The following is a 23226-nucleotide window of genomic DNA, read 5'->3' as shown; positions in this document are numbered from 1 at the left end:
GAAATATAATGAATAATTCAAAAAAATTCTGGTTCGTGGTTGGCTCTCAAGAACTATATGGTGATGAAGCATTATCCCAAGTACAAGAAAATGCGCAGAATATAACGGATGGGTTGAATTCAGAAGGAGATTTACCATTTGAAATCGAATTACAAACTAAATTAGCTATTTCATCTGATGTGATTACTGAAATTATGAAAGAAGCAAATTATAGAGATGACGTTTTAGGTGTTATTACATGGATGCATACATTCTCTCCAGCAAAAATGTGGATAAGAGGTACAAAACTATTACAAAAGCCATTGTTACATCTCGCAACGCAATATAATGAAAATATTTCCTGGGAAAAAATAGATATGGATTACATGAATTTACATCAATCTGCACATGGAGATAGGGAATATGGATATATCAATCGTCGATTAAATAAAAACAATGAAATTATTTTTGGTTATTGGAGAGATTCAGAAGTTCAACAACAATTAAAGGATTGGATGTTTGTTGCTAATGCTTATAATGAAAGCTTTAATTTGAAAGTAGCAAGATTTGGTGACAATATGCGAAATGTTGCTGTTACTGAAGGAGATAAAATCGAAGCGCAAATTCAATATGGCTGGACAGTTGACTATTATGGTATCGGAGATTTAGTTGAATACATCCGTAGTGTTACAGACGCTGAAGTTAATCAACTGTTTAAGGTTTATCAAGATTTGTACGAATTTGATTATAGGGGTTATAGCGAAGAAGCATTTAATGATTCTGTTATAGAGCAAATTAAATACGAGGTTGCGATAAAAAGATTCTTAGATGATGGTGATTATACCGCATTTACTACTAATTTTGAGGATTTACATGGGATGAAACAATTACCTGGTCTAGCTGTACAAAGATTAAATGAACAAGGTTATGGTTTTGCTGGTGAAGGAGATTGGAAAACGGCTGCGCTCGATAGATTATTAAAAATAGTTGCACAAAACGAAGCAACAGGATTTATGGAAGATTATATTTATGATTTGAGAAGCAATCAATCTCACATTCTTGGTTCTCATATGTTAGAGGTAGACCCTACACTTTCTAAAAATAAACCTAAAATTATCGTGAATCCTTTAGGAATTGGAGATAAACAAGATCCAGCAAGATTAGTGTTTGATGGTAAACAAGGTCAAGGTGTAGTTGTTACAATGCTAGATTTAGGTACGCGTTTCCAATTTATTATAAATGAAATAGAGGCAAAATCATTAACAGAACCCGCGCCTTATTTACCAGTCGCTAGAGTTTTATGGGAAGTGAAACCATCGTTGAAAAAAGGTGTGAAACAGTGGATAAAAGAAGGTGGCGGCCATCATACCGTATTATCATTGAAATTAACTACAGAACAAATTGAAATGCTATTAAATATGTTTGATACAGAATATGTATTGATTAATTAAATTATCTATTGCAACTCATCACAAAATTAAAATTGGTGTTTGAACAAAAAAGAGGGTGAATGGGATGAAAGTAAACAGTAAAGTTTCAAATCGTTTTATCTATTTCTTTGGTGCATTTGGGGGCATTTTATTTGGATATGATATTGGTGTTATGACAGGTGCTTTACCATTTTTAAGAGAAGATTGGGGTATCGACAGTGGTTTTATTATTGGATTAATTACATCATCGGTTATGTTAGGTGCTATATTTGGGGGCATTTTAGCAGGAAGATTATCAGATAAATTAGGGCGGAGAAAGATGATTTTAATTTCAGCTATGATATTCATCGTAGGTTCCATATTATCTGGCATTGCACCTCATGAAGGTAATTATTTTTTAATTATATCAAGAATAATACTCGGTTTAGCTGTGGGTGCAGCTTCAGCATTGGTACCAGCTTATATGTCTGAAATGGCACCAGCAAAATATCGGGGTCAACTATCTGGTATGAATCAAACGATGATAGTTTCAGGTATGTTGTTATCTTATATTGTTGATTACTTTTTAAGAGATTTGTCAGTTGAGGTTGGATGGAGATTGATGCTTAGCGCTGCCGCAATACCAGCATTAATTTTATTTTTAGGTGTATTGAAATTACCTGAATCTCCAAGATTTTTAATAAAAAATAATAAATTTAAAGAAGCAAAATTAGTATTAAGCAATTTAAGAAATAATAATAATATTGAAAATGAACTAAAAGAAATTGAAAATATTATTCAAAAAGAACGGAATAACGAAGTTAAGCATTCACTTGCCACATTATTTAATGGAAAATATAAATATCTTGTGATTGCAGGGCTTGGTGTTGCAGCCTTTCAACAATTTCAAGGTGCAAATGCAATATTTTATTACATTCCATTAATTGTAGAAGAAGCTACTGGAGGATCAGCAAGTTCAGCGCTTATGTGGCCCATTATTCAGGGTATTATTCTCGTACTTGGATCATTATTATTTATTTGGATAGCAGATAAATTTAATAGAAGAACCTTATTAATGTTAGGCGGTACTGTAATGGGCTTGTCATTTATTTTGCCGGCAATCATCCATATGGTTTTGCCTAATGCAAATCCATTAATGATTGTAGCATTTTTAAGTATTTATGTAGCGTTCTATTCATTTACTTGGGCGCCTTTAACATGGGTTATTGTAGGAGAAATATTCCCATTAGCAATTAGAGGATTTGCTTCAGGTACAGCTTCTTCATTAAATTGGGTTGGATCATTTTTAGTTGGATTACTTTTCCCAATTATGACAGCATATTTCTCACAACAATTAGTCTTCGCAATATTTGGTGTTATTTGTATTCTTGGTGTAATATTTGTGAAAAAATTTGTACCGGAATCAAAGGGACGTACGCTTGAAGAAATTGAGAAAATTGGAGAATCACATCATTCAAATCAAACAACTGCACAAGTCAAAGGATAATTTTAAAGGTTATTAATTTAAATACCCCGCCGCGTATCAATTTTTATGATGCACGACGGGGTATTGTTTTTAAAAATTTTTTCACTTATTTTATTATTTTTATCTTTAAAATAGAATGTAAAAGATTAATTTTTGTCGTAGTTTTTAACAACCTTGCCATCAATACTTACAATTTTTATGTTATTTGGATTTTTAAGTAATCCAATATTATCTAATGGATTATCATCTACTATAATAAAATCTGCTTTTTTTCCTGCTTCTACTGTTCCTATTTCATCATCATAACCAAGGCATTCTGCTGAAACCTTAGTTGAAGCTACAATAGCTTGCATCGGTGTCATACCGTGTTCAACCATCAATTCTAGTTCACGTAAATTCGTTCCGTGCTTAAATACACCAGCATCCGTGCCCATTGCAATTTTTACACCTGCATTTACAGCTTTAGTAAAGCTTGAAGTGTGTGCATCTAAGACTTCTTTTGATTTCTGAATAGAAGCCTCAGACATGCCCAGCTCATCTGCAAATTCAATTACAGAAACTGGCGCTAGCAAAGTTGGTACAAGGAAGATACCCTGCTTTTTCATACTTTCAACTGCTTCATCATCAAGATAAATGCCATGTTCTATAGAATGAATTCCTGCAGCAATACAGTTTTTAACACCTTGTAAACCTTGTGCGTGTGCCATTACTTTACGGTTACCTCTGAATTGAGCTTCTTCTACCATTACTTTAAGCTCTTCAATTGAAAACTGAGTAAAGTCTGGATGATCTGTAGGACTTGTTACGCCACCTGTCGCATGTACTTTGATTACATCTGCACCAGCGCGTAGCATTTCTCTTACTTTTTTACGTACTTCTTCAACTCCATCACATATACCAGTAGGTAAACCGGGGTAATCTTCAATAAAACTAGGCATAGTAATACCAGACTTTGTTAATTTATCTCCATGACCACCAGTAATTGTTAATGCATTAATGCTAATTTGCATGCGAGGCCCTAATATTAAACCATCTTGTACTGCTTCTTTAATACCTTGATCAGCTCCTAACGCATCACGTACTGTAGTAATACCACAATTTACTGTACGTCTAAGGTGATCGATTGCTCTATAAAATGTATATGAAAAAGGAGTGGTTAATTTTTCATCTAAGGGTCTCATTTCTTCCATGATATGGACATGGCTATCTATTATGCCTGGTAGTAAATATTTGTTAGTACCATCTATAATTTCATGGTTTGAGTTTTCTAAATTTTTACCAATAGTCTTAAATTGATTATCTTCAATAAGCACGTCTACTTCCTTTTGTAATTCATTACCAGTTCCGTCTATAAGATTTATATTTTTTATAATCATTAAAATGTCTCCCTTATTATTTAATAAAATTCATTAATATACCTGTTAAAACAACTGATGCTACTGTTACCGATGTAAATCCGCCTATTAACATAGGACTTAGTAATTCTTTGAAAAGTGCGTCGTGTTCTTTTTTATTCTTTGTTAAACTTCGACTGACTTCTTCACATAGCATGTAATCGCCAGGGAAGCCGTATAATGCCGTTAAAGCTACCGGTAGGGCCTTTGTATAGCGCCATCCGATTAATTTAGCAGCAAGTGCACCACCGATTAAAATACCAAACGTACCTATCAATAAAATGAGTAAAATAGCTGGTAGATGATGCCACAAGTCTTGAGGTGTTATATCGCCCATCGAACCTATGACAATCAACATGATAATTACAATAATTAAAGTGAATGATTTATTTTTTTCTAATTCTGCTTGTTCAAATAATCCTAATTTCAAGCCAACGATACCAAAGAATAAGCTAATAAGCGTAAAATGAATTGGTGTAACCTCTCCGATGATAAAAGCTAAACTAGCAAGCACAAACATAATAAATAATCTCAGCGTATTATTTCGTAAAATAGGATGTTTATCATGCAAAGTATGTACGGTTGATGCTTGTATGTTAGCATCTTCTTCTTGTGAACTTGATTGAAAATGTTTAGCATTTTTTTCTAAAAAATGTGCGCCATAGCGTTTCATAATAATAGAACTTAAAGGTAAGCCGATAACACCTTGTAGGCCTTGGACAAGTGCAGGTAAAACAATGAGATAACTTAAATTAAGTTCATTTAATTTATCTATTGTTATTAGTAGTGCAACAATACCGCCCGAAATAGGGCCTACACCTGAAGCAGCAATGCGGAAATCATAAACTAAGGTAACGATGATCAAAATCATAGCTGTTGAACCCACAATACCAAATAGTGAAATAATAACAGCCTTCCACTGTGTCTTTAAAATTGATAAAGGCATCATGGTGCCCATATGCATAATGGCAGGCGCTATGGCTAATGCACCTAATGAAGGTAAAATAGCCGAATCAAGAATATTTTCAGGGAATATACCTGCCCATTTTAATAATAAAAAGCTGACCATTGATGTTAAAAGCATAGGCACTCTAGCTTTTGTTAATGTTGAAATAACTTCTCCAAATGCAATCAGAGCAAATAATGCAGTTGCTGAAATAATAGGTTCACTCCACAATGTGCCTTACCTCCTTAAATAAAGTGATAGTAAGTATCATAGCATTAAAAAAATATAAAATTAACCATAATAATTGAATTTTCTGAAAATATTTTTGTTTAATATGACAAAAATATTTGTTTGACAATTTTTATTAAAAAGCGTATGATACAAAAATGTACAAGGGGTGTACTAATTGGTTTTGCAAATGTTTGCTAGTTATGAAAGTTAGCGTACTATGCATTAAAATACGCTTGAACTGATGTTTCATTAAAATTATTAAAACTAACAATGGTGTATGGGAAATACAAATAGGAAGGTAGTTGAAAAAGATGTTAAATGAATTTAGATTTATATTTAGAAACAAAATGTTGCTAATTTCTTTAATTGCCATATCGCTGATTTCATTACTTTATGTGGCTTTGTTTGTAGGATCAATGTGGGACCCATATGACAAGACAGAAAACCTTAAAATTTCTGTAGTAAACCACGATGAAAAAGCTACACTCAATAACAAAGATATTACTATTGGTGATGATTTAGTAGATAAACTTAAGGATAATAACAATTTTAAATTCCAAGTTGTTTCTGAAAAAGAAGCGGATAAACAGTTGAATCGTGGCGAAAGCGTCGGCACAATTATTGTGCCAAAAAATGCTTCAGCTAATGCAACGACAATATTAGATGAAAATCCAAAAAAAATTAACCTAGAAACTAAAGTAAATCCAGGTTCTAGTTATACAGGTAGCCAAGTTGCAAACTCAGCGATCAATACTGTCACTACAACAATCAAAGATAATATTAGGTCAAATTATTTGAATGAATTATTTGCTACTGCTAAGGATTCACAATCAGGTTACCAAGATACATCAGATGCTTTAGGACAAATGTCAGATGCGGAAAACCAATTAATTGATGGTAACCAACAGGTGACCGATGGCATTCAACAATTGTTGCCAATGATTGGACAACCAGCTCAAGAGTTATTGACAGGTAATCAACAAGTAACGGCTGGCTTACAACAACTTCAAGAAAATAATAATCAATTGAAAGCGCAAATTGATGATGCTGTTAGTCAGCAAAGTAACGTATCATTTGAATCAGAAAATGAAAAAGCACTTAACGATGTTACTAAAGTAAAAGAAAATAATCCCACTAACGCCGATCAATACGGGGCAACGATTGTTCCTTATATGGCGAGTGTAAGTTTATTTGTTGTTGCATTATCATTTAGTGCGATTTATCCATTACGTAAAACAATTAGTAAAGATACATCCGCAACAAGACAAGTTTTAGGCAAATTTGCCTTATATATTGTTCAAGGTGCACTAGCTGCATTATTTATGAGTAGTTGGGTACTATTTGTCTTTAATATGACAGTTGGTAATGTATGGAAATTTATATTAGTTGGGTTGTTATGGGGGATTGCCGCAATCACTATAACTTCATTATTGATGTTGTTTTTAGATAGAATAGGATTATTTATATCCATGATTCTTTTAATCTTACAGTTAAGTGCAAGTGAAGGTATGTTCCCAATTGAACTTTCAAGTACATTCTACAGATGGATTCACCCATTCTCACCAATGTCTTACGCTATTCAAGGTTATAGGGAAGCTATATTTACAAATGCTGGTCACTTTGACTTTGGATTTGTCGTAGCATTGCTCATTACCCTTATTATCGTAATGATGTTATTACAATATTTAGTTTTAATATGGTTTAATAGACGAGATAAATTACCATTTTCTATTAAATTCAAATAATGTGATATAGGGGTGTAATGTTATGGATAACGTAGATCAATCGATTGAGCATGCAATTCGTAAATTTCAAACCGTCATGTTGTATTTAAATAAAGAAATTGTTGAAATGGTAAACGACTCTAGCTTGACTAACTTACTTTCAAGAGAACAAATAGAAGCGATGAGAATTATCCAAACAGAAGGACAAGTTACGATAAATGAGCTAGCATCTTTACAAAATATATTTAAAACAGCTGCTTCAAAACGTATTGGTAAACTTGAAGAAATGGGTTATGTGCAAAGAGCACATTCGAATAATAAAAGAATTAAATTAGTACAGTTAAGTATTGAAGGTGAAATGTTTTTGAAACGAGCTACTGAAACAATGACAGAGGAAGTGAAAAAACGTTTAGGTAACCGATTTACACTTGAGGAAATAGAACATTTTGTAAATCAGTTAGAACGTATTGATGATGCTTTTAGAAAAAGTAAATAATTACCTGGGAAATTGTTTGTGTTATACATGGACTTGTATATTAATGATTAGTATACTGAATTACATAATTTGAAAAGTGTACTAATTGGAAAAAATCATAAACTGATGACAAGGAGTGTAACATGATGAAAAGAACTGTTGAACGCGTGCTTGCTTGGATTGGTATCGGGCTCCAATTACTTGGCGTGATTGTGCTTGCGATTTTCCTACCATTATTCGGAAACGGGTCAATGAAAGATGCCATGATACAGTCGATGATGGAAAGCGACAGTACCATCACATACGAAAATGGAGAAGCGGTTATCAATATGCTTAGTGGACTGGTAACAGCAGGACTTGTGTTATCAATTATTTTATTAATTATCGCGATCATTGGTGCGGTGTTAATTGGCAAAAAAGCAAAGGCGGCAGGTATCTTACTAATCATTGTAGGCGTTATTTCATTTGCTGGTAATTGGATTAATGCCATATTATGGCTAGTTTCAGGTATTATGTTGCTCGTGAGAAAACCGAGAGATCCTATCTATACGAGAAATGCAGAAGATGATGCTAACCCTTATATTAAAGATGGATCGCAAGTAAATGAGCATAATAATTCATATGTGTTGTCTGAAGATCAAAAAGAGAACGAACAACAAGAAATTAAAGATAAATATACAGATTCAGATGACGATAATAAATATAAATATTAACCAACAAAACCAAGTGATCCTTTTAAAGGAAAGCTTGGTTTTGTTATTTAAATGGCATATTATGTAGGTTTAATATCATCTAAAAGAAGCTGTAGTTGATTATATAAATGATGATGTTCAATACTAGTATTTTCATTTTTATAAGTGTGTTGTTTGATGAAATCTTTTGGTGTCATTTTCATCACCTTTTTAAAGTCTCTTAAATATGTATTATATGAACGAAAGCCATAATTACGCCATGTTGATTCTCCGTTTCCATTATCTAGTAATTCTCTAGAAAGACTATAAATTTTTACCTTTTTAATATATTTTATTAAAGAAATATTCATCTTTTTTGAAAATTCCCTAGATAGATAACTGTTATTCACAAAAAATTTTTTAGCTAATATATCAAGTGTTAAGGGCTGTTTGTAATTTTGATTAATATATTCAACAACATTTTTAATTAATTTATTTGAGTAGGATAAGTTGGTATGTAAACGTGTTTTTGTAGGGCTAAAATAATTAATTAATTTAATAACGCCAATGTCACTGTTAAATGAATCATTTTTAAGAATGGCTTTCAAAGTCTCTATATAAGTTTCAGTTATAAGTTTAGACCTCTGAGATTTATTTATTAGGTCTTCTCTATTTACTAATGAAAAACGATTATAACTTAAATTATTTATTGAAATACAAGCAAGAATTCCTGTTCTGTGAATGATTAAGTTTTCCTCAAAATCATAAACAACAAAAACATTACCACGTTGAAATACATAATCTGAATCTAACTTTTGGAAATGTAAAACACCTGAAATAACTAAATATAAATTTGAAAAATTAGGCGTATTTAAATGGTCTAATTTGTCATATTCAGCGTAGATGATTTGATTGTAATTCATTTGTTCCACTCCCAAAGGTTGATAAACGCAAAATTTAATTAGGTTTAATTTACATTAAACAAAGATGACCCTTTGCATTTATAGTGTTGCACTTATTACCTATCATGCTAAGAGACATTTTTGTGAATAGTCTTGAATAGAATTTTATTATTAAAATATTACTGCTTCATTAGTAGAATAGTCAATTAATATCGCAAAACTATGAAAAATTATAATACTAAAGTAAAAAAATGGATATTATATATATTTATTTATAATATATTGGATTTTAACTCATAATAGTAATGAAAATATCGAAAAATTAGTGAACAATATATTTTTACTAATGCATAAGGTTTTCCAAATATCTATTTTGCTCTGAATTATCTCGTTTTGCTTTATGTTGTTATAATCATTTATAAAAATTCTTTTATGCTACTTTACTTTTATAATATATAAATAAAAGTTTAAAAACAATAGGAGGAGAAGAGACAGCATGAAAAGCAACTATTTTTTAGAAAAGAAAATAGATAGTGCATTTAAGCGTAAATAATTAAATTTTTAAGAGGTAGGAGAGTGTTTGATATGCTTCATCTAAAGTAGCTATTAAAAGTAAAACTTTAAAGTGCTATTTTTCATAGATAAAAAATAGGTTGATTGTTCTATTGAGGAAGTTTCTAAAAACGTGTAAATTGGTAATAAAGTATTAGTATAAAAATTAAAAGTGAAATTAATAAAATGGGGTGAGTTAAATGATGATGATGATTGGTATCCTTACACCATTATTGGTCATTGGGTTTATAGTTATGTCAATTATGGAAGAAAAGAAAAGAAACAAAAGAGAACAAGAGAATAAAGGTGAAAATAACATAAGTAATGAAAATAAAAACGAAAAAGAAGATAGTAATAACGGCAAATAAAATAATTTTCAAGGTTATAATCGTAAACTATAAGAAGTTATTAAATGATAAGTGTATAAATTAATTTATACACGAAACTTTAAAAATTTAGGTATCATTATAGGAGCAAAAGTAGGGAATCATATTTTAATTTTCTGATTTCTATTTCGCTCCTAATTTTAATAGTAATGTATAAATGCTTAGTACTATTAAATGGCGGCGCCTATTTATAAATAAAACATTTGATGCATTTTTAACAAAAATAGATATGACTCATGTATAATTTTTCTTAAAGGGGAGTGTTCTACCATGAGTGAAATGTTATACATATTGCGAACTGTGTTGCTACCTATTTTTATAATGATTATACTGGGGTTTGTCTTACAGAAAAAATTCACCCTAGATTTAAAAACATTAGCAAAATTGAATATATATGTGTTTGTACCGGGTTTTATTTTTGTTAAGTTTTATAAGACGAATTTTGAAATACATTTATTATTATATATAGTAGCTTTTTTCATTATATACATATTTATTCTTTTTTTAGTTGGTAAAATTTTAACTTTATTTAAAAAGAGAGATAAAGGTGAAGCTACAACACTAACGAATAGTGTATTATTTTTTAACTCTGGCAATTATGGGGTGCCAGTTAACGATTTAGTGTTCAAAGGGGATCCATTGGCAATGTCAGTACAAGTAATCGTACTGTCATTACAAAATATTTTCACCTTTTCTTACGGTATATTTGCGATTCAGTCTGCCCAAATTGGTAAACTCAAAGCTATGTTAGGCTATTTCAAAATGCCAGTGCTTTACGCTTTACTATTTGCAATTACTTTAAATTATGCTGATGTGCCCGTACCGGAATTTATTTGGACACCAGCTAATTACGTGGCTGATGCAATGATTGCAATTGCTTTAATTATGGTTGGTGCACAGATCGCTAATATCAATTTCAGTCTCAAATGGTCATCGACCTATGTTTTTATATTTGTGAGATTAGTAGTTGGTCCTATAATAGCATTTATAATTATTAAAATTATGGGTATAGAAGGTATTATTGCACAAACACTATTTATTGCTTCTGCAATGCCAACATCAGTAAATAGTTCTGTTATTGCCCAAGAATATGATAATTACCCAGAATTAGCAGCAGAACTTGTCTTTTTATCTACTTTATTAAGTTCCATTACTGTAGTTGTTGTCATCTATGCTTCCAAATTATTATTCTAGATTAATATTTGAATTTATTATTATTTTCATGTTATTAGTCAAAGAACCTGGGACAAGTTAATGTCTCAGGTTTTTTATGATATTAATAATAGATAACTAATATGATCAATGTATAATTTTTTTAAATAAAAATTAATGTTCGAAAATTCTTAACAAAGTTATGACGGATTTGTTAATTGACTTCTTTTGAATTGAAACACTATATATTGTGTCTTAGATTATAAAGTAAATACAATATATAGAAAAGAGGGGCAGAATGAATAAAATTGAACAGGATTTAACAAATCTTATTACAAAAGATCCTACAGTGATAAATGAAAATGCAAATAAAGATAGTGCTACATTTTCTACTATGAGAGATTTAACAGCAGGTGTTGTTTCGAAGTCATACGCCTTAGACTATTTATTACCAAAACATGTAGCAGAAGCACATACAAATGGGGATATACATTTCCATGATTTGGATTACCATCCATTTCAACCACTTACAAATTGCTGCTTAATTGATGCTGAAAGTATGTTGAAAAATGGTTTTCAAATAGGAAATGCTTCTGTGACCTCACCAAAATCGATTCAAACTGCTTCAGCGCAGTTGGTGCAAATTATTGCGAATGTCTCTAGTAGCCAATACGGTGGTTGCACAATTGATAGAGTGGATGAACTATTAAGCTGCTACGCTAAATATAATGAAATAAAACATCGTAAATTAGCAGCGCAATTTGTCGAAAAAGAGCATATAGAAACGTATATTGATTATCAAATTACACAAGATATCGATGATGCTATTGAAAGTTTGGAGTACGAGATTAATACACTTTACACTTCAAATGGACAAACGCCATTTGTCACGCTCGGTTTTGGATTAGGCACAGATCGATATAGTCGAAAGATTCAACGAGCGATATTACAAACACGTATTAAAGGGCTCGGTAAAGACCGAATTACTGCCATTTTTCCTAAGTTAGTATTTTCTATTAAAAAAGGTATTAATTATAGTAAAGACGATCCGAATTACGATATTAAACAATTAGCATTAGAATGTTCTACAAAAAGAATGTATCCGGATATATTAAATTACGATAAAACGGTAGAAATATTAGGTGATTTTAAAGCACCAATGGGCTGTCGTTCATTTTTACCACTTTGGAAAAATGAAGATGGTGAAGGAGAGAATAATGGTAGATGTAATTTGGGGGTAGTGACGCTTAACATACCTAGAATCGCTTTAGAGTCAAAAGGTAATATGGAATCTTTTTGGAAATTATTTCATGAACGCATGCAAGTGATGCACGATGCACTAGTTTATAGGATTGAACGTTTAGAACAAGCAACTCCAGACAATGCACCCATATTATATAAAAATGGCGCCTTTAAACATCGTTTGACCGATGAAGATAGTGTGATGTCCTTATTTAAAGGTAAACGCGCAACGCTTTCAATAGGCTATATTGGTTTGTATGAAGCCGCTATTGTATTTTATGGCGCTAATTGGGAAAAAACATCTAAAGGAAAAGCCTTTACATTAGATATATTAAAAGCGATGAAAGTCTATCAACTCAAATGGACTGAAATATATGATATTTGGTTTAGCATATACAGTACGCCAAGTGAATCGTTAACAGACCGTTTTTGTAGATTAGATAGGGAAAAATTTGGAAATATAGCAGATATTACAAGTAAAGGATATTATCAAAATTCATTCCACTATGATGTTCGAAAAGACATAACACCTTTTGAGAAAATTGATTTTGAAAAAGATTATCCTTTTTATGCTAGTGGAGGTTATATACATTATTGTGAATACCCAAAATTAACACACAATATAAAAGCACTAGAAGCAGTATGGGATTACTCATACGATAAAATTAGCTATTTAGGTACAAATATTCCTATAGATCATTGTCGTTTATGTGATTTCAAAGGTGATTTTAAAACTACTAAAACTGGATATCAATGTCCAGATTGTGGTAATAATGATCCTAAAACAGTAGATGTAGTAAAAAGAACATGTGGTTATTTAGGCAATCCAGTGCAACGTCCTACGATTGAAGGAAGACATAAAGAAATGTGCGCAAGAGTCAAACATATGAAAGACCGGTCGATATGACGATTTTAAATATTACACAAGGCCAAGGTTATATAGCAAAAATAGAAAGACAAAGTTTCGTAGACGGCGAAGGCGTTAGATGTAGTTTGTATGTCTCAGGATGCCCATTTGCATGTTTAAATTGTTACAATAAAGCAGCGCAAAACTTTAAATATGGAGAACGATTTAACAATGAAACTTTAAATGAAATTTTGAAAAATTGTGAGCCAGATTATATAGAAGGATTGAGTATTTTAGGTGGCGAGCCATTTTGTAATTTAGATGTCACACTTACTTGTGCGCAAGCATTTCGAAAACGTTTTGGTGATAGTAAAACATTATGGGTATGGACTGGATTTTTATTTGAATATTTAGCAAATGATCAAACTTTAAGAATTGAATTTTTAAAAAATATAGATGTGCTTATAGACGGCCCTTTTATTAATCATTTATATAAGCCTAACTTACCTTACAAAGGTTCTTTAAATCAGCGTATTATAGATGTACATAAATCATTAGAAAATAATAAAGTTGTTGAATATACATGATAAGCGTTTATTTCTATGCGAGCTGTCTCTTTTATTATGTAAGCGAATTGCTATTAATATAAATTAAATTTAATTAAAATCTTAGTTAACGTTAAAATATGATTTCATCATATTTAAGTATATTTAAATAAAGGAGCAATTACAGATGTGTACAGGTTTTTCATTTTTTTCAAAAAATAATCAAGCTATATTAGCTCGCACCATGGATTTTGTTTATCAATTAAAAGGTAACCCAGCAGTACAACCACGTCATTATTATTGGGAATCACGTGTTGATTATAAAGGTGAGACATTATATGGGTTCGTAGGTTCAGGCAGTGATATGGAAGGATTTTTATTTGGAGATGGCGTTAATGAACATGGAGTCGGTGCGTCGGTTCAATATTTTAGAGGTTATGCTTCTTATGCAAGCGAGATTAAAGAAGGTTATATGAATATTGCTCAAAATGAAGTGATTAATTGGATTTTAGGATACAACCAAAATATTGAAGATCTAATAGAAAATGCAAAATCAGTTAATGTGGTAGCACATACATTAAATGACATATCAGAAGTTCCTCCACTTCATTATCATATTTCTGATGATACTGGCAAAACAGTGGAGCTAACCTTTAATGAAGGACGCATAGTAATCAACGCTAACCCAGTAGCTGTATTAACTAATAATCCAGATTTAAATTGGCATTATGAAAATTTGAAGAATTACATAAACATTTCACCTCAAAAACCTAAAGAAGAAAAATTTGCAAACATCGCTTTAAAATCGCTAGGAAATGAGGGCGGGACATTTGGTTTACCAGGTGGTTATACTTCAGCTGAACGTTTTGTCCGTATCGCGTATTTAAAAAACTACCTAGAAGAAGATAACAGCTCAGAAAATGATATATTAAATGCGTTTAAATTATTAGAGATAATGAGTATACCTAAAGGTGCTGTCAGAGATGAAGACGAGGGTCTACATTATACTTTATACCAAACAGTACTCAATTTAACGACACGCACATTTTTTATTAAATGGTATGATACCAACCAAATCACAGAAGTACAGTTAACAGAAGCATTATTGGATAAGAAAGAAATGACAATTTTTGAACCAATAAAAGGGTTAATAGTTAATAAATTAAGTTAACTTATAAGTTAATCTACTGTTACCTATCTTATAGCATTATGAAAAATTTAATTATTTATTTGAGCGTATATGAAACCAAAAGTTTAATTTGGTGTTATATGCGCTTTTTTATGTCCAATTTTATATCGTATTAAAGTAGCGAAATTTTACTAAAACACTTTACTTTTTTACTAAGATAATTCGAGTAGTATGAGCTATTAAAATAACAAATTATAATTGTTTTAGAAATTTTTATTGCGTTCTATTGAATTAAACGCGATGGTAATTTACTAATTAAAAGGAGTATTAAATACCTATGAGAATATTTAAAGAATATATTGCAAGAAGAAACAACAGATATTCTATACGGAAATTCAATATTGGAACTGCTTCAATACTTTTAGGCAGTATATTGATTTTTAGCCAAAGTGGAGAAGCACAAGCAGACATGTTGGAAAGTGAAGATAAGTCAGCATTAAATGATATAGATAACATAGATAAACAAGTTAACCCAGATAAAAATGAGGAGAAAAACACTCTTATTAATAGTCAAACACATAATGAAAGTGAGAGCGCATCGATTAGCCAGGAATCGAATAATAATATATCTAAAAATGTACCTCATAACATTCCTAACAAAGAAGATGCAGAAGACCAAAAAGTAAATATAGAAGACCCAAATATTGTACATAATAAGCCTCAAATTGAACAAAACCAACATCAAAATGATATAAAACCACAAGAAAATAAAACAGGTGATGATGTTCAAACAGAAAAACAAATTAAAAGTTCATCTGAAAGTAATTTTAAACAAACAAACAAATTATTAAATGATAAAGAAAATAATATATTGTCAAACGATAACGAAATAGAAAAAACATCAGCCGTAAAGCCTAACGTCTCAATAAAAAGCGACATTGAAACTAATGATCGTAATAATACAGGGGAAAATACCAGTAAACAAAATGTGAATTTTACAAATTCAAGTGCAAAAGTTATGAGTTTTAAAAACGCTGAAGAAACAACTATAAATAAAAATATTAAAACAAATAAAGAAAATATAAAACAACAATATCCAAACAAACCCAAATCACGAGTTGCTAGAAGTTTGGATAGATTATCATACTTTAACAATATACGAAAAATAGGCTACAATCCTAAGTTGAATTACACCTCTGTACAAGCAGGTGATTTTATTACAACAGCTATAAGAGAGGTTGAAAAAAATAGAAATGAGTTAACTGAAGAAGAAAGAAAGTTATTTTTAAGAAATATCATTAGGCAAACCGTACTTAAAAACAATAAATTTTCTTACGATGCTATTTTTAACGGTAATTATGGAATAGCTACTAATAAAAAGCTTAATGCATACCAAGCCAATAATATCAATCAATTATTGTATAAAATGAAAGATCTGACTTTGAACAGAGATAATGATGATTATCGCGCTGTTTATACATTTACGAACCAATCTGACGTGACGAAAAATCATTTTGGTATAGTTCAAGATGATATTTTTTATGACGATGGTGATGTGCTCATTGCAACTATGGTTTTATCGAAAGAAAAAGGTCGAGGTACTTACCGATTTGAAAATTATGCTATAAGGCCAAATGAAAGTTTAAATAAAAAAATCAAAAAAGTTTTTGCTGAATATGAAGGTAGAGAAAGAGTGATGTTAGAACAAGACCATTTAGGTTACTATTCATATACACGTCCACATAGTGGTTCTAACGGCAACCCAAATACTGGTGGCGGGTCTGGTGGTACAGTTAAATTCTATATATCGTTTGATGCTAACCATTATATAGATGTTAAGAAAGATAAACTATTTGGATATATACTTAGTGATACAATAGACCCTAATGTGCTTAGAGGCGTGAATATAACAAACCAGTCTGTCGATATCGATGATGTAGCTACAAGGATTAATAAAGCTTTAACTAAATCTAAGAAAAAAAGGCAGAACAAGCAATTGAAGCAGCAGAACAAGCTAAGAACGCTGTAGATAATAAGTTATCTGAAATCACATCGGACGGATTAATTAATCCGAACGAGAAAACCGAATTAGATCAACTCATCGAAACGTTAGAAACGGCAAAAGCAGAAGCTTCAGCGAAATTGAACAGTGTACCAGACGGTACACCAGGCAAAGCTGGATTACAGACACGCTTAAGTCAAATTGTTTCAGTGACAATACCGGAAATAAATGACCGAGATAGTAATGGGGTTAAAGATACAGAACAATTATCAGAGGCAGAAGAAGCAATTGCGACAGTAGAACAAGCTAAACAAGCAGTAGATAATAAGTTAGCAGAAGTCACATCCGATAATTTGATTAATCCAAGTGAAAAAGCTGAATTAGATCAATTAATTGGATTATTAGAAAGCGCTAAGACAGACGCTTCAACGAAATTGAACAATGTACCAGACGGTACACCAGGCAAAGCTGGATTACAAACACGCTTAAGTCAAATTGTTTCAGTGACAATACCGGAAATAAATGACCGAGATAGTAATGGGGTTAAAGATACAGAACAATTATTAGAGGCAGAACAAGCAATTGAGGCAGTGGAAGAAGCTAAGAAAGCCGTCGATAATAAGTTAACTGAAATCACATCCGATAATTTGATTAATCCGAGCGAGAAAGCTGAGTTAGATCAACTCATTGAAGCGTTAGAAACAGCTAAAGTAGAAGCTTCGACGAAATTAAGCAATGTACCAGACGGTACACCAGGCAAAGCTGGATTACAAACACGCTTAGATCAAATTGGTACAGTAACTTTACCAGAAGTAAATGATCAAGACGATAACGGAGTCTTAGATATCGAACAATTATCAGAGGCAGAACAAGCAATTGAAGCAGCAGAACAAGCGAAGCAAGCAGTAGATAATAAGTTATCTGAAATCACATCGGACGGATTAATTAATCCGAACGAGAAAACCGAATTAGATCAACTCATCGAAACGTTAGAAACAGCGAAAGCCGAAGCTTTAACGAAATTAAATAATGTACCAAACGGTACACCAGGCAAAGCTGGATTACAAACACGTTTAGATCAAATTGGTACAGTGACTTCACCAGAAATAAATGATAGAGATAGTAATGGCGTCTTAGACACAGACCAACTGTCTGAGGCAGAAGAAGCAATTGCGACAGTAGAACAAGCTAAACAAGCAGTAGATAATAAGTTAGCAGAAGTCACATCCGATAATTTGATTAATCCAAGTGAAAAAGCTGAATTAGATCAATTAATTGGATTATTAGAAACGGCAAAAGCAGGAGCTGCAGCGAAATTGAATAGTGTACCAACTGGTACACCAAGCAAAGCTGGATTACAGACACGCTTAGATCAAATCGGTTCAGTGACAATCCCAGAAGTAAATGACCGAGATAGTAATGGGGTTAAAGATACAGAACAGTTATCAGAGGCAGAACAAGCAATTGAAGCAGTAGAACAAGCTAAACAAGCAGTAGATAATAAGTTGTCTGAGATCACATCGGATAATTTGATTAATCCAAGTGAAAAAGCTGAATTAGATCAACTCATTGAAGCATTAGAAACAGCGAAAGCAGAAGCTTCAGCGAAATTAAACAATGTACCAAACGGTACACCAGGAAAAGATGGATTACAAACTCGTTTAGACCAAATTGTTTCAGTAACAGCGCCTGAGGTCAATGACCGAGATAGTAATGGTGTTTTAGATACAGAACAATTATCAGAGGCGGAACAAGCAATTGTAGGAGTGGAACAAGCTAAACAAGCTGTCGATAATAATTTAGCAGAAGTCACATCCGATAATTTGGTTAACCCAAGTGAAAAAGCTGAGTTAAATCAACTTATCGAAGCATTAGAAACGGCAAAAGCAGAAGCTTCAACAAAATTAACCAACGTACCAACTGGTACAGCAGGAAAAGCTGAGTTACAAACACGTTTAGATCAAATTGACTCAGTGACAGCGCCAGAAGTAAATTATAGAGATAGTAATGGAGTGCTAGATACAGAACAATTATCTGAGGCGGAGCAAGCAATTGAAGCAGTGGAAGAAGCTAAGAAAGTCGTCGATAATAAGCTAGTGGAAATCACAGCTGATGGCTTAGTAAATCCAAATGAGAAAGCTGAGTTAGATAAACTTATCAAAGCATTAGAAACAGCGAAGGCAGAAGCTTCAACGAAATTAAACAGTGTACCAAACGGTACAGCAGGTAAAGTCGCACTACAAACACGCTTAAACCAAATTGATTCAGTGGCAGCACCGGAAATAAATGACCGAGATAGTAATGGAGTGCTAGATACAGAACAATTATCTGAGGCGGAGCAAGCAATTGTGGTAGTAGAAGAATCTAAAAAAGCAGCAGATAATAAGTTAGCGGAAATCACGTCTGATAACTTAGTAAATCCAAGTGAAAAAGCTGAGTTAGATCAACTAATTGAAGCATTAGAAACAGCGAAAGCAGAAGCTTCGACAAAATTGAACAATGTACCAACTGGTACAACAGGCAAAGATGGATTACAAACACGTCTAGATCAAATTGGTACAGTGACTTCACCAGAAATAAATGACCAAGACGGTAACGGAGTCTTAGATACTGAACAATTATCTGAGGCAGAACAAGCAATTGAGGCAGTGGAACAAGCAAAAATAGCAGCAGATAATAAGTTGTCTGAAATCACAGCTGATGGTTTAGTAAACCTGGATGAAAAAGCCGAATTAGATCAACTAATTGAAGCATTGAAAACAGCTAAGGCAAATGCGTCAGAAAAACTCAATAATGTACCAGATGGTACAGCAGGTAAAGGTGATTTACAAAAACGTTTAGATCAAATTAATTTAGTGACTTCATCATCAATAAATGATAAAGATGGCAATGGTATATTAGATATACAATCATCAAACATAAAGGGTCAAAATCATGCTAAAGTAAATAAACATTTGGACAATACTATCAAAAATTCAAACTCACATAACCTTATAAATAAAAATGTGAAAGTACAAAATTTAAATGGTAAAGATAACACACTATTAAATGAAAGACTTCATACAGGACTGCAACAATTAAATATAGTCACAGATCATTTGCAAATAATGAAAAATGAGACTAATGAAAGTTCAGAACATAGTATGAATTCACTAACTCATTTACCTAATACAGGTGGAAAAAATAAAGATAGTTGGATTTTTGGAACTTTACTAGGCGCTATAGGTTCAATGATGATCTTAAGAAAGCGACAAGCAAAAAAGAAAGATACAGAAAAAAATAGCTAAAATTTAATAATGACTATTTATATAGGACAAAAAAGATCCGAGGCATAAAAGTATGTCTCGGGTCTTTGAATTTATAGGTAAATAAAATAGTAGATTATGAATTAAAAATCGTATTGATCATTTTCTTCTTCTAAAATCTGATTATATAATTTAGAAACACGCAAGGTTGATGTTGCCAAATCATTGATCCTAAATATAATGTCGTCATTAACAATAGTACCATTAGAAAAATCACGTTCTTCGATAAATACATAAGTTTGCATAACGTATGCTTTCATATAACTTAATATTGGTTTTAATTGTGTTTCAGCAATTAAGTAATGTTTTGGAGAACCCGCAGTAGCTATAATACCTACAATTTTATCTTTAAATGCATTGACTGGAAGTAAATCAAATACGTTCTTTAATGTTCCTGGTATAGATGCTTGGAAGATTGGAAAACCTATAAAAATAACATCAGCCTGCATTAAAGCGGTAGTTAATTCTAATGTGTCTCCAGAATAGTCCAAGTAATTTCGTCCATCGCTAAAAGATAAATCTAAATTTTTCAAATCGAATAATTGGATATTAAGTGCATCATCTTGATTTGTTACGGCTTCGTCCAGATATTTCATGGCAGTACTTGTTTTAGAACCAACTGTAGAACCAGATAGTAACACGACGTTCATAGTATACCTCCTATTAGTTTAAATGTTTTTTTACAGCGGGGATGATTTCATTTCCTATGAGTTCTATATTTTTCATGATTTTGTCAAAAGGCACGCCGCCAAAATCTATTTGTGCCATAAATCGTTGATGATTATATAATTCGTGTTGGTATAAAATCTTTTCGACAATTTGTTGAGGGCTACCAACCATTAAAGCATCTCTGTAATCTGGTGCATTAGCAAATTGTTGTTTTGGGTAACCTGTACCTCTTATAAATGACATACCCACATTTAAATGAGGGTAGAATTCTCTCAAAGCTTCTTGCGTTGTGTCTGCAGTATAAAAGAGACTAGCTGTAGAGACTGGTAAAGATTCAGAAGAATTATCAAAACCGTTTTCTTTGGCAGTCAATCGATATTGTTCTATAGAATCTTTAAAGGTCATTGATGGGCCTCCTAAAGTTGTAATCATCATCGGTATGCCTTGTCTACCAGCTTTGATAGCACTTGCCGGCGGTCCACCAACAGCGCGCCAAATTGGTAATGTGTCATCTATTGGACGAGGAAAGATTTTCATGTTATTCAAATCAGGCTTGAATTTTCCTGACCAAGTAATTTTATCTGTATTATTTAATTCCATTAGTAAATTGAGTTTTTCTTCATAAAGTTCATCATAGTTATTAAGATCTAATCCGAATAAGTCAAAAATACCAGTTCGGGATGCGCGACCTGCTACGATTTCTGCGCGTCCGTGAGAAATTAAATCTAAAGTAGCAAAGTCTTCAAATACTCTTACAGGATCAGTAGCACTTATAATGGTAGAAGAACTAGAAACTTTGATTTTGTTCGTTGCTTGGGCAATTGCTCCTAAGACAACTGTATGTGCTTGAGTCGTAAAGTGTTCTTGGTGACTTTCACCAACACCAAACACATCAATACCAGCTTGCTCAGCTAATTGACTTGCTTCTATGAGTTCATTAATTCTTTGTTCATAACTCACTTTTTCTCCGTTATGCGGATTTAATAAATGGTCTCCTAATGAGTAAAGACCAAATTCTAGGGGCGTATTTTCATTCATTTTTAAATGTGCCATAATATCATCCTTTATAATTCGTGTAGATTATTTTCAATCTCTGTTCTTCTATCTTCCATAAAATCGGGTAAATTAAGATGCTTTCCTAAGTTTTTAATACTTGTATCCAATGTAAAACCTGGATCTGCTGTTGCAAATTCATATAAGATGTGGTTTTGTCTGTAATACAATGATTCGAAAAAGTAACGATCTATAATGCCAGAGTTATTTCCAGGTTGCTGATTTATTGTTTGATAAACAGCATTTAGATCATTGCTTTTGGGTGTATTAACCGCAATATGATGTATATAACCTTGCCCTGGACGTGCGCGTTCTCCCTGCTGCTCTACAACTACGAAATCAGTGTATAACCCCTTTTCATCTAAAGTCATAACTGTTTCGGCCATATCTTGTCTTTGCGTATACGCTAGGGTTTCTTTTAAAAAATTAAGTGTTGCTTGAGCGTTTTTAACTCTTAGTTCAACTGGCCCCATACCGAGAATTTGATACCGTTCTGGAATTTGAGTATATGGGTTTTTTCTCCAAGCATTTGGCGTTTTGTAATTATTGTTTACTAATAAAATCACTTCTAACCCATCAATATCTTTAAAAGAAATCGCTGATTGATTTAAATAGATCAACGGTTCCCAAGTTATACCAAAAGACTCGAGTCTCTTTTTAAAGAATGTTAAAGCATTTTCATCAGGGATAAGTAACGATAAACGATGTATTGAGTCCGTGCCTGGACGGTTTTTACCTAAAAGTGGTATTTCAAAAAAACTAAGCAAGGTACCAGGAGAGCCAATTTCATCTCCAAAAAATAAGTGATACATTTTAGGATTATCTTGATTAACTGACTTTTCAACTAGTCTTAAACCTAATACTTGAGTATAAAAGTCTTTGTTTTTCTTTGCATTTTTTGTATACATTGAAATATGATGATGACCAATGATATGCATAATTGCACCTCCATTTTTATAATTACCTATCATAATATTTATTTCACTTTAAACAAATAATAAACTGAAAGGTATAAAAAGTATACTAATAATTATGAGTAGAATATAGAAATGAAAAATACTTACGGATAGTTTATAAAAAATTTGTAGGAATGAATTTAGTATAAAAATTTAAAAAGGACATTAATA

Annotated in this window: 18 protein-coding genes; 12 read left to right on the top strand and 6 right to left on the bottom strand. The window is 32.1% G+C overall.

Features of this window, described 5'->3' with window-relative positions; genetic code table 11:
* Positions 1-8 precede the first annotated feature (8 nt).
* Both araA and KA900_RS06035 read left to right on the top strand, forming a co-directional pair.
* The gene (gene araA / locus KA900_RS06040) at positions 9-1430 is read left to right on the top strand and encodes an L-arabinose isomerase (RefSeq protein ID WP_210139380.1); all 1422 of its coding nucleotides are present in this window, start codon (positions 9-11) and stop codon (positions 1428-1430) included.
* 64 nt (positions 1431-1494) lie between these two features.
* Positions 1495-2895: a sugar porter family MFS transporter gene (locus KA900_RS06035; RefSeq protein WP_210139379.1), complete on the top strand. Its 1401-nt coding sequence runs from the start codon at positions 1495-1497 to the stop codon at positions 2893-2895.
* Positions 2896-3020: 125 nt separating this feature from the next.
* On the opposite strand, the gene KA900_RS06030 is transcribed toward KA900_RS06035, so the two are convergent.
* Both KA900_RS06030 and KA900_RS06025 read right to left on the bottom strand, forming a co-directional pair.
* Complete coding sequence (locus KA900_RS06030) at positions 3021-4250, bottom strand: metal-dependent hydrolase family protein (RefSeq protein WP_210139378.1); 1230 nt, start codon at positions 4248-4250, stop codon at positions 3021-3023.
* Positions 4251-4266: 16 nt separating this feature from the next.
* Positions 4267-5445, bottom strand: coding sequence for a hypothetical protein (locus KA900_RS06025; RefSeq protein WP_210139377.1), 1179 nt, complete (start codon positions 5443-5445; stop codon positions 4267-4269).
* A gap of 311 nt (positions 5446-5756) precedes the next feature.
* On the opposite strand from KA900_RS06025, the gene KA900_RS06020 reads away from it, so the two are divergent.
* The 3 genes from KA900_RS06020 (at position 5757) to KA900_RS06010 (ending at position 8357) form a co-directional block, all read left to right on the top strand.
* On the top strand, positions 5757-7190 hold the full coding sequence (locus KA900_RS06020; protein WP_210139376.1) for a YhgE/Pip domain-containing protein: 1434 nt from the start codon (positions 5757-5759) through the stop codon (positions 7188-7190).
* Positions 7191-7212: 22 nt separating this feature from the next.
* Positions 7213-7665 carry a MarR family winged helix-turn-helix transcriptional regulator gene (locus KA900_RS06015; RefSeq protein WP_103373075.1) on the top strand — a complete coding sequence of 151 codons (453 nt, stop codon included), beginning with the start codon at positions 7213-7215 and terminating at the stop codon, positions 7663-7665.
* Positions 7666-7790: 125 nt separating this feature from the next.
* Complete coding sequence (locus KA900_RS06010) at positions 7791-8357, top strand: DUF4064 domain-containing protein (protein WP_174221762.1); 567 nt, start codon at positions 7791-7793, stop codon at positions 8355-8357.
* 59 nt (positions 8358-8416) lie between these two features.
* On the opposite strand, the gene KA900_RS06005 is transcribed toward KA900_RS06010, so the two are convergent.
* A complete protein-coding gene (locus KA900_RS06005; protein ID WP_096808192.1) occupies positions 8417-9238 on the bottom strand; it encodes a helix-turn-helix domain-containing protein in 822 nt (273 codons plus the stop codon).
* Positions 9239-9969: 731 nt separating this feature from the next.
* Here KA900_RS06005 and KA900_RS06000 point away from each other — a divergent pair.
* The 7 genes from KA900_RS06000 to KA900_RS05970 all read left to right on the top strand — a co-directional run bounded on the left by KA900_RS06000 (position 9970) and on the right by KA900_RS05970 (position 20359).
* Positions 9970-10137, top strand: a complete 168-nt coding sequence (locus KA900_RS06000; RefSeq protein ID WP_157772535.1) for a hypothetical protein — start codon at positions 9970-9972, stop codon at positions 10135-10137.
* A gap of 288 nt (positions 10138-10425) precedes the next feature.
* Positions 10426-11349, top strand: a complete 924-nt coding sequence (locus KA900_RS05995) for an AEC family transporter (protein ID WP_210139375.1) — start codon at positions 10426-10428, stop codon at positions 11347-11349.
* 256 nt (positions 11350-11605) lie between these two features.
* On the top strand, positions 11606-13456 hold the full coding sequence (gene nrdD / locus KA900_RS05990) for an anaerobic ribonucleoside-triphosphate reductase (protein WP_115341821.1): 1851 nt from the start codon (positions 11606-11608) through the stop codon (positions 13454-13456).
* On the top strand, positions 13453-13983 hold the full coding sequence (gene nrdG, locus KA900_RS05985) for an anaerobic ribonucleoside-triphosphate reductase activating protein (RefSeq protein WP_096808195.1): 531 nt from the start codon (positions 13453-13455) through the stop codon (positions 13981-13983). Before nrdD ends, nrdG begins: the two co-directional genes overlap by 4 nt.
* A 145-nt stretch (positions 13984-14128) precedes the next feature.
* Entirely contained in the window at positions 14129-15112 is a 984-nt protein-coding gene (locus tag KA900_RS05980; protein ID WP_096808196.1) for a choloylglycine hydrolase family protein, read from the top strand.
* Positions 15113-15407: 295 nt separating this feature from the next.
* On the top strand, positions 15408-17099 hold the full coding sequence (locus KA900_RS05975; protein WP_210139374.1) for a YSIRK-type signal peptide-containing protein: 1692 nt from the start codon (positions 15408-15410) through the stop codon (positions 17097-17099).
* Positions 17066-20359, top strand: a complete 3294-nt coding sequence (locus KA900_RS05970) for a GA-like domain-containing protein (protein ID WP_481906337.1) — start codon at positions 17066-17068, stop codon at positions 20357-20359. The genes KA900_RS05975 and KA900_RS05970 overlap by 34 nt, the downstream gene beginning before the upstream one ends.
* 101 nt (positions 20360-20460) lie before the next feature.
* Here KA900_RS05970 and KA900_RS05965 read toward each other — a convergent pair whose 3' ends face one another.
* Genes KA900_RS05965 through KA900_RS05955 form a run of 3 tightly spaced genes read right to left on the bottom strand, consistent with a single transcriptional unit; the run spans position 20461 to position 23037 of the window.
* Positions 20461-21027 carry an NADPH-dependent FMN reductase gene (locus KA900_RS05965; protein ID WP_096808198.1) on the bottom strand — a complete coding sequence of 189 codons (567 nt, stop codon included), beginning with the start codon at positions 21025-21027 and terminating at the stop codon, positions 20461-20463.
* A gap of 13 nt (positions 21028-21040) precedes the next feature.
* Entirely contained in the window at positions 21041-22099 is a 1059-nt protein-coding gene (locus KA900_RS05960) for an LLM class flavin-dependent oxidoreductase (RefSeq protein WP_210139372.1), read from the bottom strand.
* An 11-nt stretch (positions 22100-22110) separates the two neighbouring features.
* The gene (locus KA900_RS05955; RefSeq protein ID WP_096808200.1) at positions 22111-23037 is read right to left on the bottom strand and encodes a VOC family protein; all 927 of its coding nucleotides are present in this window, start codon (positions 23035-23037) and stop codon (positions 22111-22113) included.
* Positions 23038-23226 lie beyond the last annotated feature (189 nt).

It is taken from the genome of Staphylococcus sp. GDY8P120P (genome assembly GCF_017892065.1).
Taxonomy (GTDB): Bacteria; Bacillota; Bacilli; order Staphylococcales; family Staphylococcaceae; genus Staphylococcus; species Staphylococcus nepalensis.
Note: the sequence above shows the minus strand (reverse complement) of the source record. Positions and strands in the feature narration are given on the sequence as shown.